The organism is Solibacillus sp. FSL W7-1472 (genome assembly GCF_037969775.1).
GTDB classification, from domain to species: Bacteria; Bacillota; Bacilli; order Bacillales_A; family Planococcaceae; genus Solibacillus; species Solibacillus silvestris.
The window spans coordinates 2,863,440-2,880,011 of record NZ_CP150208.1 but is presented as its reverse complement, the minus strand read 5'-3'; the positions used below and the strand labels follow the sequence as shown (position 1 = coordinate 2,880,011).

The following is a 16,572-nucleotide window of genomic DNA, read 5'->3' as shown; positions in this document are numbered from 1 at the left end:
AAATACGTCAAAATTTGTTGACAGCACTTGTTTTTTTGCGTAAGATGTTTAATTGAACGGATACTCTTATCCCGAGCTGGTGGAGGGGCAGGCCCTATGAAACCCGGCAACCTGCGTATATTTTATACGTGTTGGTGCCAACCTGATGCAAGGGCAAAAATTCCCTTGAACGATAAGAGTGAAAGGTAACGAAACGTAATATCCTTTCCTCACGTGTGATGAACACGGCTATGAGAGAAAGGATTTTTTTTATTTTGTTTTACAATTTCGTGCTGAGCGAAAATTATATAGTTACAGCCTTTCAGACCCTCGTGTTAAAGCAAATATAGCTTGACGTTAAAAGGTAGATACGCATTAGCGTAATTGCTTTATATAACGGACATGGGTAATGAGTACCGTATCAATAAAAAACAATTGCCAAAGTGATTTAGGAGGAAATGACATGACAAATCGTCGACTGTTTACATCAGAAAGTGTAACGGAAGGACATCCGGATAAAATTTGTGACCAAATTTCGGATGCCATTTTAGACGCTATTTTAGCTGCAGATCCAAATGCACGTGTAGCTTGTGAAACTACGGTAACAACAGGCTTAGTACTAGTATCTGGTGAGATTACAACTTCTACTTATGTAGATATGAAAGGAATTATCCGTGATACAGTGGCAGAAATCGGCTACACACGCGGTAAGTACGGCTTTGATGCGGAAAACCTTGCAGTACTAGTAGCTGTAGGAGAGCAATCACCTGACATTGCACAAGGTGTTGACCAAGCATTGGAAGCACGTGAAGGTTCAATGACGGATGATGAACTGGAAGCAATCGGTGCAGGCGACCAAGGATTAATGTTCGGCTATGCATGTAACGAAACACCGGAATTAATGCCGATGCCAATTTCTTTAGCTCATAAATTAGCACGTCGTTTAACAGAAGTACGTAAATCAGGAGAATTGGAATATTTACGTCCGGATGGTAAAACACAAGTAACAATCGAATATGATGAAAACAATGAACCTGTTCGTGTGGATACAATCGTTATTTCAACACAGCATGATGAAGAAGCAACATTAGAACAAATTCAAACAGATATTAAAGAGCACGTTATTAAACCGGTTGTTCCTGCTCAATTATTGGATGAAGCAACAAAATACTTCATCAACCCAACAGGTCGTTTCGTAATCGGCGGGCCTAAAGGAGATGCAGGTCTTACAGGTCGTAAAATTATTGTTGATACTTACGGCGGCTATGCGCGTCATGGTGGCGGAGCATTCTCCGGTAAGGATGCGACAAAAGTTGACCGCTCTGCAGCATATGCAGCACGTTATGTTGCTAAAAACATTGTAGCAGCTGGCCTAGCTGACCGTGCTGAAGTGCAACTGGCGTATGCAATCGGTGTTGCACAACCTGTATCAATCGCGGTTGATACATTCGGTACAGGAAAAGTAGAAGAATCAAAAATCGTGAACTGGGTACGTGAGCTATTTGATTTACGTCCTGCGGGCATTATTAAAATGCTTGATTTACGTCGTCCGATTTATAAGCAAACAGCAGCATACGGACATTTCGGTCGCACAGATTTAAATGTGCCATGGGAAAGTACGGATAAAGCGGCTGAATTGAAAGCTAAAGCAGGAATTTAATATAATAAAAAGGAGCATCCAGTTTAATGGATAGCTCCTTTTTTATGATCTTATATAAGATTTCTTTTTAACAAGGTATAGATTTATAAGATTCAAAGAGGGGAATGACTGTTAAATTATTTTTGAAGTGATTTATAGTATTGCCCTTTTGCCACATATTCTGAAATTATCCGATCCATATCTGCGCGATCTTCTGCTGTCACTTCACGTACGACTTTTGCTGGGCGACCCATCGCTAAACAATTGGGAGGAATCACTTTTCCCGGTGGTACAAGACTGCCGGCACCAATAAATGCACCCTCGCCTATAACAGCCCCGTCCAGTATGATGGAACCCATACCAACTAAAGCGCGTTTTTTAATTGTACAGCTATGTAATGTAACTTGATGACCTACTGTTACTTCGTCTTCAATAATGAGAGGGGCAGCGGGACTTTGGTGAAGGCAGCTCAAATCCTGGATACTGACACGGTCACCAATTATAGTTTTGTTTACATCGCCACGAATTACCGTGTTAAACCAAATTGAAGTTTCGGCACCGATTGTTACATCACCGGTAATTGTGGCATAGTCTGCAATGAATGCAGAAGGGTGAATCGTTGGTATTTTATCCTTATAAGGGTAAATCATGTGCATTTCCTCATTTCTTCTATAAAATTGTAGATAAATCTATAGATATCGTAACAAAACGTGAAGATTTTTCAATTAACATTTCTTTTAGAACGGAATGTATTATAATTATACAAATAAATAGTAATATAATGATGCCGATGTTAAAGAAGGTGCAATATCGTAATTTTTTGATAATCGGCAAACTCATTCCTGAATTAAAGGATCACGTGTTTATGTCATAAAAATATTTTATATGTAAGGAGTATTGGCCATGTGGAAATGGGAAACAGAGCAACAACCAAAAGCCGTAGTCGTTATTCTTCATAGCGCATATGAACATCATCGGTGGTACGCATGGTTAATTGAAAAGTTCCGCAGCTCACACTTTCATGTTGTAATGGGGGATTTACCTGGACATGGAGAGCAAGGAAAGTATACAACGTATCATGATGAAGATTTTAAAGAATATTATAAGTATACAAAAGTATTATTGAAAGTGGCACTAGAATATAACGTACCGCTTTTTATCGTAGGAAATGGCCTAGGGGCTGCAATAGCTACGTATGTACTCCAGAACAATAAAATAGAATGTGCGGGTGTTGTTTTAGCATCCCCCTGGTTTAATTTAAAGCTGGCACCGGGAAAATTGTCGAATGCTTTATCAAGCTTCAGCGCCATTACATCGAATGTTAAGCTGAAACATGAGTTGGAGCCTCACCATCTTACGCGGAACACAGATGTGTTAATGGAACTAAAAGAGCAATTACCGTTGAAGAGTATGGTGACGGTAAAATGGTATCGCGACTGGCAGCAAATGTCGCGGACAATCCGTAACCCTGAATTGAAGTTTCCGGATATCCCAGTATTATTAATGACGGGTGAAAATGATAAAGTTTCAGACATTAGTACATCTAAGAAATGGATAACAGAGCATACGCTTTCCGAGTTTCACTATAAGCAATGGAAAGGTTGCCTCCACAGCCTTTATTTTGAAGTGGAACGGGAAGATGTTTTTAAATTTACGATAGATTATATTAATAATGTTTTAAGAGACTTGGGATATATTATTGAATAGTGATAAGCCTAACAAAATCATACTTTGTTAGGTTTATTTTTATTTCCTTAAAAAAAATATATCGAAATTTTCGAATATTTGTAATATACTAAATTTCAAATTAATACATTATTTCAACAAAGGGGGTATAGTATGGGTTTCTTGAATGATTTTGTAGGATGGGCCAACAATATTTTATGGGGTCCTGTTATGATTTATGGTATTTTAATCGTTGGTTTATTTTTCTCTATCCTAACAAAGTTTGCACAAGTCAGGCTAATTGGAGACATGTTCAAGTTAATGTTCAAAGGAGAAAAATCAGAAGCAGGTGTATCTTCGTTCCAGGCATTGTCGATTGCATTGTCGGGCCGTGTCGGTACAGGTAATATCGTTGGTACCGCAACAGCTATTGCATTCGGTGGTCCGGGTGCGGTGTTCTGGATGTGGGTGACAGCATTTATCGGGGCATCAACGGCGTATATGGAGTCGACGTTAGCTCAGATTTATAAAGAGAAAAAAGATGGACAGTATCGTGGTGGTCCGGCGTTCTACATTGAAAAAACAACTGGAATACGTGCATTAGGTGTTATTTTTGCCATTGCGATGATTATCTCTGTTGCATTTTTAATGCCTGGAGTTCAGGCAAATGCCATCGCAGGTGCAGTTGATAATGCATTTGGAATTGAACCATGGGTAACTGGACTAGTTACGATTCTCCTGCTGGCGGTTATTATTTTTGGTGGTGTTAAGCGTATTGCAAATGCTGCCCAAATTTTAGTACCATTCATGGCATTAGCGTATTTGTTAGTAGCGGCTATTATTATTATTATGAATATTACAGCTGTGCCTGAAGTGTTTGCTTTAATTTTCCGTAGTGCTTTCGCTACAGATGCAGTATTTGGCGGGATGATCGGTAGCGCAATTTTCTGGGGTGTAAAACGTGCCATCTACTCAAACGAAGCAGGTCAAGGTACTGGTGCACATCCAGCTGCTGCTGCAGAAGTATCGCATCCTGCAAAGCAAGGTTTAGTGCAGGCAGCTTCAGTTTATATTGATACAATCTTGGTATGTACTGCAACAGCATTAATGATTTTATTCATGGGTACATACAATGTCCATGAGGGTAGTCAAGACGGAGCTCTGATTGAAGCAAAAATGGATGAGACGATTACGTATTCAGGCTTTACACAAGCAGCTGTAAATGATGCGTTCCCATCTTTAAATAACTTTGGTTCAGGGTTTGTCGCAATTTCTTTATTCCTATTTGCTTTCACTACATTAATGGCATATTACTATATTGCTGAAACAAATGTTTCGTATATGTTTAATGGCAGTGCAAGACGTATCGGGATATTGTTAATGAAATTCGTATTATTGGCTTCGGCATTTTACGGCACAGTTAAAACGTCCGATTTAGCTTGGGCATTCGGTGACGTTGGTTTAGGATTAACGGTTTGGATTAACGTAATTATGCTATTATTCATCATGAAACCGGCCCTCATTGCGTTGAAGGATTATGAGCAACAGAAAAAAGAAGGAAAAGACCCAGTATTTGATCCGAAAAAACTCGGAATTAAAAATGCTGATTTCTGGGAGACATATAAGAAAGATTAGTAGATTAAAAGGAGCAGCTAGTTAAAAAGCTGCTCCTTTTTTTATGGAATAATACTGATGTAGTGCCTCAAATTGTTCCGCAGTAAAATCTTTTTGTCCGCGAATATATTTTTCATATAAATTATAGTAGCAAATCGTTAAATACTTATCATTATGGTGGCGGCTGTATGGCGGATAGTATTCATTTTCAGACAAACGAAGATCGACAAAATAACGATCCATCTTATCAATCGTACGAATTGTAATGTTTCTGGCGCGCATTTCCTTCAGAACAATTTGCGTATAAATATATAAATCCTCTTTTGGGTATTCATAAATATAATTGATTAATACATGGTTGTCTTCCTTCACGAAAATGCTGTTCAACTCGCGCCACTGGGCAAGCAGCTGACTTTTTGGGATAAAGGGAATTAACTCGGTATGCCATAAACGCATCATTTCACCTCATTAAGGATATGAAAAAGAGCTAAGAAAACTTAGCCCTCTATCGGAAATTCTTTTACTTTTTCTAATGCAATGATAAACGGGGGATCATTTTTCTGATTCATAAATTCATAGCGCAGAACATGTACATGTTTTTGCGGTAAATCACTTACATAGCGGATTACTTCATCGCGCTCATTTTTTCCGCCTTCGTGACCGTGATAGACGACTAAAACGATCATTCCTCCGACTTTTAACAGCTTTAACAAACTTTCGATCGCTTGGATTGTAGTATTCGGCTTTGTCACAATTTCATGATTGCTGCCGGGCAAATAGCCAAGATTGAAAATTGCTGCTGATACGGGTTTATGAATATAATTTGCTACATTTTCATGTCCGTCTTTTAAAACAATAGCCCGATGCTCGAGTGCATTGTCGAGCAGACGGTGCAATGTCGCATCAACCGCTTCTTTTTGCACATCAAAAGCATATACATAGCCGTCATCCCCAACGAGATTTGCTAAAAAAAGAGTATCATGTCCATTTCCAGCTGTTGCATCGACCGCAATATCACCCTCGGAAACCGACATTTCCAATAATGTTTGGGCATATTGAATAACACGTTCTAATTTCATTTGGACACTTCCGCCTTATAAAACTTCCCTTGATAAGAACCTCTACGTTCCAGCTCTGCATCAATTCCGTTCAGAACTTCCCATTTGTTGACAGACCACATCGGACCGATCATTAAATCGATTGGACCATCACCAGTAATACGGTGGACAATCATTTCAGGCGGAATAATTTCAAGCTGATCTGCTACAAGCTGAATATAAGCATCCTTTTCCATAAATTCCAGCATGCCTTTTTCGTATTGCTTCACAAGTGGTGTTCCTTTTAAAAGGTGCAGAAGATGGATTTTGATACCTTGGACATCGAGCTTTGCCACTTCACGGGCCGTTTCCATCATCATATCGTAATCCTCTAGCGGCAATCCGTTAATAATATGCGTCACTACACGAATGCCATGCTTGCGCAATTTATTAACCCCTTCCACATATGTCGCATAATCATGTGCACGGTTAATTAAATTGGCCGTTTTTTCATGAACCGTTTGAAGTCCCAATTCTACCCATAAATACGTGCGTTCATTTAACTCTGCCAAATATTCTACAACATCGTCCGGCAGGCAATCTGGACGCGTTGCAATTGAAAGGCCCATTACTCCTTCACAGGCAAGCGCTGCTTCGAACTTTTCCTTTAGTACTTCAAGTGGAGCGTGTGTATTTGTATACGCTTGGAAGTAGGCCATTGTTAAGCCGTCTTTCCATTTGTTCTCCATTTTTGCTTTGATCTTTTCGAACTGTACGGGAATCGGATCGACTTTACTGCCCGCAAAGTCACCTGAACCAGCTGCTGAACAAAATGTACAACCGCCAAAAGCGACCGTCCCATCACGGTTTGGACAATCAAACCCTGCATCCAAAGCGACTTTGTATACTTTCTTTCCGAATTCGTTTCGTAAATAGCGATTCCATGTATAATAACGTTTCCCATCTGACGGGAAAGGAAAATTTGTTTCTGTCATTCCTTGTTCACTCCTCTAACGTATTATTCTAACATGGACAGAACATCGTGTCCTAATAGAAATCTTTTTCTTGTACAAATTCCTGTTAAAGAATAAACTAGTAAATTGAGCAAATATTGAAGGAGGAAAGTTAGTGCCGAAACAAGTATGGCTATTAATTATTGGTACATTCGTAAATACGGTCGGAAATTCGTTTTTATGGCCTTTAAATAGTATTTATATTCATGATCATTTAGGAAAATCCTTAACTACCGCTGGAATTGTCCTTATGTTAAATTCATTGGCTGGTGTTTTCGGCAATCTAGTAGGCGGTTACTTATTTGATAAATTAGGTGGCTATAAAGCAATTTTAATTGGGGTTGTATTTAATTTATTGTCAATCACACTATTAACGATTTGGCATGATTGGCCACAATACATCATATTTTTAACGATGATGGGCTTTAGTGGAGGGATTGTATACCCGGCGATTTATGCGATTGCAGGAAGTGCCTGGCCAGAAGGAGGTCGACGTGCTTTTAACTCGATCTTTTTGGCAAACAACGTAGGGGTCGCAATCGGCCCGGCATTGGCTGGCATTGTTGCCGATATTAAGTTTGACTATGTATTTAGTGCGAATCTATTTTTCTATGCTGTATTTTTTGTACTTGTCATCACAACATATAAGCGTTTTGATATGAAGGGACTGACAACAAAACCTTTCTCAGGTAATGAGACAAAAAGAAGAAACAGAGGGCCGATTGTGGCGCTTAGTATATTAAGTATATCTTTAATCGTCTGCTGGTTAAGCTACTCCCAATGGAGCGCGACCATTTCTTCTTATACACAAGGATTAGGAATGAGCCTGTCTGAATACAGTTTACTCTGGACAATCAACGGCTTTATGATCGTTGCTGTTCAGCCGATTATCCGTCCGCTTGTTACACGTTGGGAAAACAAAATAAAGCATCAGCTGGTGCTTGGGCTGATATTGATGTCGCTATCTTATATCGTCGTTTATTTTGCCCAGGACTTTAAGATGTTTGCTGCAGCGATGGTCATTTTGACATTTGGGGAAGTGTTCTTCACACCGGTCATTCCGATGATTGCCAATAAACTGGCACCTCATGGACAAGAAGGTTTTTATCAAGGGCTCGTCAATAGTGCATCGACAATTGGGCGGATGATTGGGCCTGTGTTTGGCGGGTTAATGGTAGATTTATATGGCATGCAAATATTAATGCTTATATTATCGGTACTAATTATCGTTGCCATTATTCCATGTCTGCTCTTTGATCGTACGCTAGGAAAAGAACAAACATAAAACAGTTACTTGTGCTTTTGTGTTGAATTCGTTAAAATGAATGAAATAATAATATTGACTGTGATGAGGAATAGTAAATGGACACACTTTATAGAGAGCTGGCGGCAGGTGGAAGCCGGTAAGTGTCAAGTTGAACTCGCCTCGGAGTTTGCTTTAGTGAAGTAATAGTAGCTAATGGCCGTGTATTCGCGTTAAGAAATGAAGCTGAGTGCTGCGTCACTAATTTGGGTGGTACCGCGGGAGTAAAAAATATCTCTCGTCCCTTCTTATCATAAGATGGGACGGGATTTTTTTATTTTTTGAATATTCTGTTAAATCATTGATGATACGCCTAAAATACATAAACCACAGCAAGAATATATTTAAAGGAGGAATTATTGTGAGTTTTAATCATCAGCAAATTGAGAAAAAGTGGCAAACGTTTTGGGATGTCAATAAAACATTCAAAACTGAAAATGAAATGGATAAGCCAAAGTTTTATGCATTGGATATGTTCCCTTACCCATCAGGTGCGGGTCTGCACGTAGGACACCCTGAAGGTTATACAGCGACAGATATTTTGTCTCGTTTTAAACGTATGCAAGGCTACAATGTCCTTCATCCAATGGGTTGGGATGCATTCGGTTTACCTGCAGAGCAATATGCACTTGATACAGGGAATGACCCAGCTGAATTTACAGCTAAAAACATCGCGACATTCAAACGTCAAATTAACGAGCTAGGCTTCTCTTATGACTGGGATCGTGAAATTAACACAACTGACCCGTCTTATTATAAATGGACGCAATGGATTTTCACTAAGTTAGTGGAAATGGATTTAGCGTATGTAGATGAAGTGGCAGTAAACTGGTGTGAAGCATTAGGTACGGTTCTTGCTAACGAGGAAGTAATCGACGGAGTTTCTGAGCGTGGCGGTCACCCGGTAGTACGTCGTCCGATGCGACAATGGGTACTGCGTATTACAAAATATGCAGACCGTTTAGTCGATGATTTAGTTGATGTTGACTGGCCTGAATCAATTAAGGAAATGCAACGTAACTGGATCGGCCGTTCTGAAGGCGCACAAGTGAAATTCACTGTTGCTGGCACAGACAAAAACTTCGAAGTATTTACAACACGTCCGGATACATTATTTGGCGCGACATACTGTGTATTAGCACCAGAGCATAAATTAGTAGCTGACATTACTACTGCAGAGCAAAAAGAAGCAGTAGAGGCATACTTGGAAAAAGTATCATTAAAATCTGATTTAGAACGTACAGACTTAGCAAAAGAAAAAACAGGTGTATTCACAGGTGCTTATGCAGTGAACCCGATCAACGGCAAACAAGTGCCGATCTGGATTGCGGATTATGTATTGGCAACATACGGAACTGGTGCAATTATGGCTGTTCCTGCACATGATGAGCGTGACTATGAATTTGCAAAAGAGTTCAATTTAGAAATCATTCCAGTTCTTGAAGGCGGAGACATTGAGAATGAAGCATTCACTGGTGACGGTGCGCATATTAACTCGGACTTCTTAAACGGATTAAATAAAGCAGACGGTATTGCGAAGGCAATTGAATGGTTAGTGGAAAATGGTGTAGGGGAAAAGAAAATTACTTACCGTTTACGCGACTGGTTATTCAGCCGTCAACGCTACTGGGGAGAACCAATTCCAGTAATTCACTGGGAAGATGGCACAATGACTACGATTCCTGTAGAGGAACTGCCATTGGAATTACCGAAAACAACAAATATCCGTCCTTCAGGTACTGGTGAATCACCACTTGCAAATATTGAAGAATGGGTGAATGTAGTTGATCCAGTAACAGGCAAAAAAGGACGCCGTGAAACGAATACAATGCCACAATGGGCCGGTTCATCATGGTACTTCCTGCGCTATATCGATCCGAAAAATGATCAGGCGCTTGCAGATCCGGAACTATTAAAACATTGGCTACCAGTCGATATTTATATCGGTGGCGCAGAGCACGCGGTACTTCACTTACTATACGCACGCTTCTGGCATAAAGTGCTTTATGATTTAGGACTTGTTCATACGAAGGAACCGTTCCAAAAGTTATTTAACCAAGGGATGATTCTAGGTGAAGGCAATGAAAAAATGTCTAAATCTAAAGGCAATGTTGTAAACCCTGATGACATTATCGTTTCACATGGTGCTGATACATTACGTTTATACGAAATGTTCATGGGTCCACTGGAAGCTTCTGTAGCATGGAGCACGAACGGTCTTGACGGGGCACGTCGTTTCCTAGATCGTATTTGGCGTCTATTCGTCACAGATGAAGGAAAGCTTGCTGCAAAAGTTCAAGATTCTGCTGACACAACATTGGAAAAAGTGTATCACCAAACTGTGAAAAAAGTGACGGAAGACTACGAAGGCATTCGCTTCAACACAGCAATTTCACAAATGATGGTATTCATTAATGATTGCTACAAAGCGGAAGTTATTCCAACAGAATATGCAAAAGGCTTCGTGAAACTTTTATCGCCAATCGCACCGCATATTGCTGAAGAGCTTTGGTCAATTTTAGGACATGAAGATACAATTACGTATGCAACATGGCCAACATTCGATGAGTCAAAACTAGTAGACGATGAAATCGAAGTTGTTGTACAAGTTTTAGGTAAAGTACGTGCAAAAGTAACGGTTGCAAAAGATATTACTAAGGAAGATTTAGAAAAAGTTGCTTTAGCAGACAGCAAAGTACAAGAATTTATCGAAGGGAAAACAGTTGTGAAAGTAATTGTCATCCCAGGTAAATTAGTTAATATCGTTGTTAAATAATTAATCAAATAAAATTAATGCACGGTGTTTTCATTTGGAAAACCACCGTGTATTTTTATTTAGATTTCATATGAAAAGCAAAAATAACTATGTTGCGTAACCGATTTCTATGTAATACTAGAATAGTAAATGGTCACATTTAATGAATAGTAGAAAGAAGTGTAACAACATGGCACAAGCATCACATTCAGTACAAATCCCAGTTAGCCAGGAACAAGTATGGGCTTTCGTAAGTAAAATCGAAAAATGGGCTGTATTAGTTCCGGCGTACAAAGAACATAAAGAACTGGATGCCCAAACATCACATTGGACATTCGAAGGAAACTTTAAAGGTTTAAAGAAAAAAGTTGAAATCGAAATTAAAATTATCGAAATGAATGAGCCTTCTAACATCAGATTTGAAATAACTGGGCTATCGGATAATATTAAAGGCGGCGGCGAATTTACAGCTGAGCCGAAAGATGGCGGTACATATATGACAGGTGTGGTAGAAGTAACTGCTGGAGGTCTTTCTGGAGCAGTATTGAATCCGGCTATTAAAGTATTATTGCCGAAAGTTACGACTCGCTTAACAGAAAAAATCGCTCGCCATATCCAGGCATAAGACTATCAATAACTCACTGGAAAAAATTTTTCCCAGTGGGTTTTTTTATGTGAAAGAAGGGGGTATAGCTTTAATGGACAGGCCCTCCCTAGATTTCCAGCAAATCCATGATAAATATCATATGGAAAGCATGACAAGTTCTTCTATAACAAACAGACACAATTTTTTATAATTGAATAATGAAAGAGGTGGCTTTATGACACAAATCATGATGGAACAAAGTGGATATAGTACAAAAGAAGAATTTTGGAACGGGCTGACACACGGGATTGCCGCATTGCTGACGATTCCCGCAACATTGCTGTTAGTGAACAAAGCCCAGCATCAAGGCACAACATTAGAGCTCGTAAGCTATATTATTTTTGGTATTTCAATGTTCTGCCTGTATTTCGCTTCAACGATGTATCATTCATGGCCAAAACATAAAACATTTCTGAAAAAGCTCGATCACAGCTCCATTTTTTTATTGATTGCAGGTACGTATACACCAATCGTATTAGTCGCAATTGGCGGCAAATTGGGATGGACAATTTTTGCGGTTCAATGGATTTTAGCGACAATCGGTATTGTACTGAAACAATTCTTTGTTTACCGTTTTAAATTACTATCGCTGTTCGTTTACATCGGGATGGGCTGGCTCATTATTTTTGTAGCCAAGCCGTTATTCGCACATATTGGCATCGCCGGTTTTGCCACATTATTAATGGGTGGACTGTCCTATACGGTCGGCACGTACTTTTACAAAAATGACCGCATTCCATACAACCATGCGATTTGGCACTTATTTGTTATGGGCGGCAGTGTCGCGATGTTCTTCGCAATTTACTTATATGTATAAACAAAAGAGTCAATCCTGTTATAGTGAGGATTGACTCTTTTCTAGATGCTCGCTGTAAATTTTTCGATTAAATCTTGCAAGTAATCGTCATATTGTTCTTCGTTGCGTTTTTTCATTTCTTCCAAAACCTGATTTAAAAATGTTTTGTTGTCCATGAACTGATCCGGCAACGTTTCATATAGTAGCTGATGATGGTAATTTTCCTGATCCAAATAAAGCTCAAAATAATAGCCGAGCTTTTCGTCTTCATTGAACATATGCATCATGCAATCTACTTCATAGCATTGCATAATAAAATCATGTTTAAAGCCAATTTGGACGGTAAATGCAATATGCCCGCCTTCACCATCTAATTTAAATGAATCCATATCAGAAATCATTTGGTTTTTTTGCATGAGCCAGTACAGTTCGTTTGCCTGACGGTTGGTCGTAAAGCTTGTAATCCCTTTCGGCGCATTTTCAATGAAGAAATGCTTTGCCAGTTTTGCTTGCACCGCCTCTTCAATTGATGAGGAAGAAGCAATTTTATCAAGCTGCTGACATACAATTAGCAATAGTGCCGGACTTTTTTGCAAATGCTCAATAATCTTTTTTAATTGCATCGGGCAAACATTTGGTATATTGACCAAATCGACAGCCAAAGACATGCCAACACCTTGTTTATTTAAGCCAAGTATCAAATATAATGGAACACTTTTCGCATAGGAGTTATTTTTTTCAACATAGCAAAAAACACGAATGGAAAAGGTAAATTCATCTTTATTACGATTGCTTATTTTTGTGCAGGTTAAATGAGTTTGCATGAGCTCATCAGATGCTAAATAAAGCATAGTTTGGTTTTTTTGAGAATTATTATTCATCGTGCTGTATCCTCCTGAGTGTACATACCTCTTATGATACTAGGGAATGATGAGCAGTTCTAGTATTTTTACGATTAAAAACAGAAACGTTACTGTTGCCCCGCACTCATACCGGCAATTCGTCCTGTAACGAGAGCAGAAGTAATATTGTAACCCCCCGTATAACCGTGAATATCTAAAATCTCACCACAGAAATAAAGTCCCTGTTTTTTCTTGGAGGCCATTGTTTTTGGTTCAATTTCTTTTACCGAAACCCCGCCTCCTGTAACAAATGCCTTTTCAATTGGTTGGGTACCGTGAACGTCCATCGTAAACGCGACAAGTTCGCGTGCAAAATTGCGAATCTTCTCCTGAGATAATTCTATGCCTGTTAACTGTGCGTCAATACCTGCACGCTCCATTAAAAATAATAGCCAGCGTTCTGGAACGAGTGATTTCCATAAGTTTTTTACCGCTTTTTTCGGTTCTTCCTTGATTGTTTTATTTAACATTTGGAAGCATGTTTCTTCGTTGTACTGCGGTAATGATTGAATACGAACTTGTACTGGCGCGCTCCCTGTTTTCAACTGCTCTTTTACAATAAACTGACTGCAGCGTAAAATGGCAGGACCGCTTAAGCCAAAGTGTGTAAACAGCATATCCATCTGATGTGTTACAAGAACTTTTCCTTTTTTGTTTAAAACGGAAACAGCGGCATCACGTAATGCCAACCCTTGTAGCTCACGTGATTGGATAAAGGGTTCCTTTGATGTAACGGGAACTTCTGTCGGGTAAAGTGTAGTAACCGTGTGGCCAGCCCGTTCTGCCCATGGATAACCATCACCAGTAGAGCCGGTTTGAGGAACAGCTTTACCACCGACTGCGACAACAACAGCATTTGTACGGATTTCTTCGCCGCTTTCCAAACGTACACCATATATTTTTTGATCGTCCATCAACAATTTATTAACTGCCGTGTGCAAACGGACTTCTACTTTTAATCGCTTCATTTCATTGACAAGTGCATCAACAACATCTTGTGCGCGGTTGGATACTGGGAACATACGCCCGTGATCCTCTTCTTTTAATGCCACGCCAAGCCCTTCAAAAAATGCAATAATATCTTCATTATTATAAACGGTAAAGGGGCTATATAAAAAGCGCCCATTGCCGGGAATATGTTTAATGATTTCTTCCGCTGATAGTCGATTTGTTACATTACATCGTCCACCGCCAGAAATGGCCAGTTTCTTTCCTAGTTTTGAGCCTTTTTCAAGCAGGAGCACTTTTTTGTTTTGCTCGGCTGCGGCAATTGCTGCCATCAATCCTGATGGACCGCCTCCTATTACAATTACATCATACATAGATAATTTCTCACTTTCTTTTGCAATAATTTTTTCGTTCAACGGATTTTTCTCTTACTTATTATACACGAAGTGAAGAAACTATTTGAGTAAATGGACTTTCACATGTAAACTTGTAAAAGGAATTGTACGGGAACTTTTTAATGAGAACACCGTCACAAGAAGGAAGTTAAATAATGTAAATAAATAACTTGCCTTACGAAATCGTATTGTAAGTGAATTGTTATACTAAAAGAGAATTTCATATAGAACGGTAGGTTATTTCATGTCTTCATTAATGAAAGGAACAGCCATATTAACAATTGGATTGTTTCTATCAAAGCTTTTAGGGTTAGTTTATATTTTCCCGTTTTACGCCATTGTAGGTGAAGATAATATTGCTTTATATAATTACGCCTACATCCCCTATAATATTATGTTAAGTATTGCCATTGCGGGACTGCCGATTGCAGTATCAAAATTCGTATCGAAATATAATGCGCTCGGGGATTTTGATGCCGGTCGCAGATTAGTAAAAACAGGTGCATTACTGATGACGCTTACAGGAATTGTAGCGTTTATTTTAATGAATCTGCTTGCAACACCGCTAGCAAATATTGTGATTGATAGTGAAGAACAGACATTTACTGTGGAGCAAGTTGCGAGTGTCATCAAGTGGGTAAGTTATGCACTGATTGTTGTGCCGTTTATGAGTTTAGTCCGTGGTTACTTGCAAGGATACGGACATTATTTGCCGACATCTGTTTCTCAGCTGGTCGAGCAAATAGTGCGTATCGTCTTTTTATTAGGCGGGGCATTCATCGTTGTCAAAGTTATGGACGGTGATGAGATTACTGCAATTAATTTCTCGGTATTTGCCGCATTTATTGGAGCGCTTGGCGGACTTTTGACATTGTTTTATTTCTGGAAAAAGCTGCGCCCCGAGATTAAAGCAGTTCAGGTTGTCGCGCCGAAAGAACAGAGACTTCCTTATTCGGATATGTATAAAGAGATATTTAAATATTCGATTCCTGTTGTTTTCGTTGGGTTGGGAGGCTCATTATTCCAGCTTGTCGATCTGCTGACATTTAACCGTGCGATGATTGCCAGTGGGATATCAGGAGAAATTAGCGATGCATACTTTACAATGCTTAACTTGTTGACACAAAAAATTGTCATGATTCCAGTCGTTTTGGCGACAGGATTTTCGATGGCCATCATTCCAACGGTCACGAAATTTTATACGGAAGGCAATTTACGGCAAGTACATAGTTCGATGGATAAAACCTATCAGGTGCTGCTGTTTATTACCGTACCGGCAGCGATCGGAATTTCAATTTTAGCGGAGGATTTATATCACTTCTTCTATTCCTACAGCGAAATGGGCACACAAGTATTAAGCCACTATGCACCAATTGCGATTTTCTTTGCATTATTTACAGTAACAGCCGCCATGTTACAAGGGGTCAATTACCAAAAATGGGTTATCTTCAGTTTACTTGTCGGCTTGCTTACGAAGACGATACTAAATACACCGCTTATTCATATTATGTCGGTTGATGGTGCGATTTTAGCGACAGCACTTGGCTATGGAGCGACAATCGCAATCAATATTTTTGTTATTAAAAAAGTGACAAATTACAATGCGACAGTAGTTTTACGCCGTATTTTGTTAATTGTTATTTTGACAATTGTCATGGCGTTAGCAGTATGGATCACACATATTGTTTTAACAGCGATTGCTCCGGCTTCTACGAAAGTATTAGCGCTTCTATATTCAATCATTTGTGCAGGGGTTGGTGCCATTATTTATGGCGCGATTTCTTATCGACTAGGGTTAGCCCAATTATTATTAGGTGAAAAGTTTACAAAAATTGCACGTAAATTAAGATTAGTAAAATAAAAATGAGGACGTCGTAACG

Annotated in this window: 14 protein-coding genes, 1 riboswitch and 1 other annotated feature; of the genes, 8 read left to right on the top strand and 6 right to left on the bottom strand. The window is 39.3% G+C overall.

The features are described from left to right. The first annotated feature begins 63 nt into the window (after window positions 1-63). Window positions 64-179, top strand: a riboswitch (SAM riboswitch). 263 nt (window positions 180-442) lie between these two features. Then, window positions 443-1,639 carry a methionine adenosyltransferase gene (gene metK, locus MKY07_RS14265; protein WP_008408155.1) on the top strand — a complete coding sequence of 399 codons (1,197 nt, stop codon included), beginning with the start codon at window positions 443-445 and terminating at the stop codon, window positions 1,637-1,639. Between the two features lie 116 nt (window positions 1,640-1,755). On the opposite strand, the gene MKY07_RS14260 is transcribed toward metK, so the two are convergent. Further along, the gene (locus MKY07_RS14260; RefSeq protein WP_014823067.1) at window positions 1,756-2,268 is read right to left on the bottom strand and encodes a gamma carbonic anhydrase family protein; all 513 of its coding nucleotides are present in this window, start codon (window positions 2,266-2,268) and stop codon (window positions 1,756-1,758) included. Between the two features lie 253 nt (window positions 2,269-2,521). Between MKY07_RS14260 and MKY07_RS14255 the strand changes: the two genes are divergently transcribed. Both MKY07_RS14255 and MKY07_RS14250 read left to right on the top strand, forming a co-directional pair. Beyond that, a complete protein-coding gene (locus MKY07_RS14255; protein WP_008408165.1) occupies window positions 2,522-3,325 on the top strand; it encodes an alpha/beta hydrolase in 804 nt (267 codons plus the stop codon). Between the two features lie 132 nt (window positions 3,326-3,457). Continuing rightward, window positions 3,458-4,918, top strand: a complete 1,461-nt coding sequence (locus MKY07_RS14250) for an alanine/glycine:cation symporter family protein (RefSeq protein ID WP_014823069.1) — start codon at window positions 3,458-3,460, stop codon at window positions 4,916-4,918. A gap of 21 nt (window positions 4,919-4,939) precedes the next feature. On the opposite strand, the gene MKY07_RS14245 is transcribed toward MKY07_RS14250, so the two are convergent. The 3 genes from MKY07_RS14245 to MKY07_RS14235 are packed head-to-tail and all read right to left on the bottom strand — an operon-like array spanning window position 4,940 to window position 6,929. Next, a complete protein-coding gene (locus MKY07_RS14245; RefSeq protein WP_339262792.1) occupies window positions 4,940-5,353 on the bottom strand; it encodes a pyrimidine dimer DNA glycosylase/endonuclease V in 414 nt (137 codons plus the stop codon). Window positions 5,354-5,394: 41 nt separating this feature from the next. Continuing rightward, window positions 5,395-5,976, bottom strand: a complete 582-nt coding sequence (locus MKY07_RS14240) for a class I SAM-dependent methyltransferase (RefSeq protein WP_339262790.1) — start codon at window positions 5,974-5,976, stop codon at window positions 5,395-5,397. Next, window positions 5,973-6,929 carry a TIGR01212 family radical SAM protein gene (locus MKY07_RS14235; protein WP_008408169.1) on the bottom strand — a complete coding sequence of 319 codons (957 nt, stop codon included), beginning with the start codon at window positions 6,927-6,929 and terminating at the stop codon, window positions 5,973-5,975. Before MKY07_RS14235 ends, MKY07_RS14240 begins: the two co-directional genes overlap by 4 nt. A gap of 133 nt (window positions 6,930-7,062) precedes the next feature. On the opposite strand from MKY07_RS14235, the gene MKY07_RS14230 reads away from it, so the two are divergent. From MKY07_RS14230 to MKY07_RS14215, 4 genes are all read left to right on the top strand, one after another. Next, entirely contained in the window at window positions 7,063-8,232 is a 1,170-nt protein-coding gene (locus MKY07_RS14230; RefSeq protein ID WP_339262787.1) for an MFS transporter, read from the top strand. A gap of 51 nt (window positions 8,233-8,283) precedes the next feature. After that, window positions 8,284-8,499: a binding site (T-box leader), on the top strand. A gap of 112 nt (window positions 8,500-8,611) precedes the next feature. Further along, on the top strand, window positions 8,612-11,026 hold the full coding sequence (gene leuS, locus MKY07_RS14225) for a leucine--tRNA ligase (protein ID WP_008408180.1): 2,415 nt from the start codon (window positions 8,612-8,614) through the stop codon (window positions 11,024-11,026). A gap of 169 nt (window positions 11,027-11,195) precedes the next feature. Next, the gene (locus MKY07_RS14220) at window positions 11,196-11,630 is read left to right on the top strand and encodes an SRPBCC family protein (RefSeq protein WP_339262785.1); all 435 of its coding nucleotides are present in this window, start codon (window positions 11,196-11,198) and stop codon (window positions 11,628-11,630) included. A 196-nt stretch (window positions 11,631-11,826) separates the two neighbouring features. After that, on the top strand, window positions 11,827-12,468 hold the full coding sequence (locus MKY07_RS14215) for a hemolysin III family protein (protein WP_014823074.1): 642 nt from the start codon (window positions 11,827-11,829) through the stop codon (window positions 12,466-12,468). 41 nt (window positions 12,469-12,509) lie between these two features. Here the strand turns inward: MKY07_RS14215 and MKY07_RS14210 are convergent, their stop codons facing one another. Then, window positions 12,510-13,328, bottom strand: a complete 819-nt coding sequence (locus MKY07_RS14210) for a hypothetical protein (protein ID WP_014823075.1) — start codon at window positions 13,326-13,328, stop codon at window positions 12,510-12,512. Between the two features lie 89 nt (window positions 13,329-13,417). After that, window positions 13,418-14,671: an NAD(P)/FAD-dependent oxidoreductase gene (locus tag MKY07_RS14205; protein ID WP_193433811.1), complete on the bottom strand. Its 1,254-nt coding sequence runs from the start codon at window positions 14,669-14,671 to the stop codon at window positions 13,418-13,420. Between the two features lie 265 nt (window positions 14,672-14,936). Here MKY07_RS14205 and MKY07_RS14200 point away from each other — a divergent pair, with 265 nt between their 5' ends. Further along, a complete protein-coding gene (locus MKY07_RS14200; protein WP_339262782.1) occupies window positions 14,937-16,553 on the top strand; it encodes a polysaccharide biosynthesis protein in 1,617 nt (538 codons plus the stop codon). The last annotated feature ends 19 nt before the right edge of the window (window positions 16,554-16,572 follow it).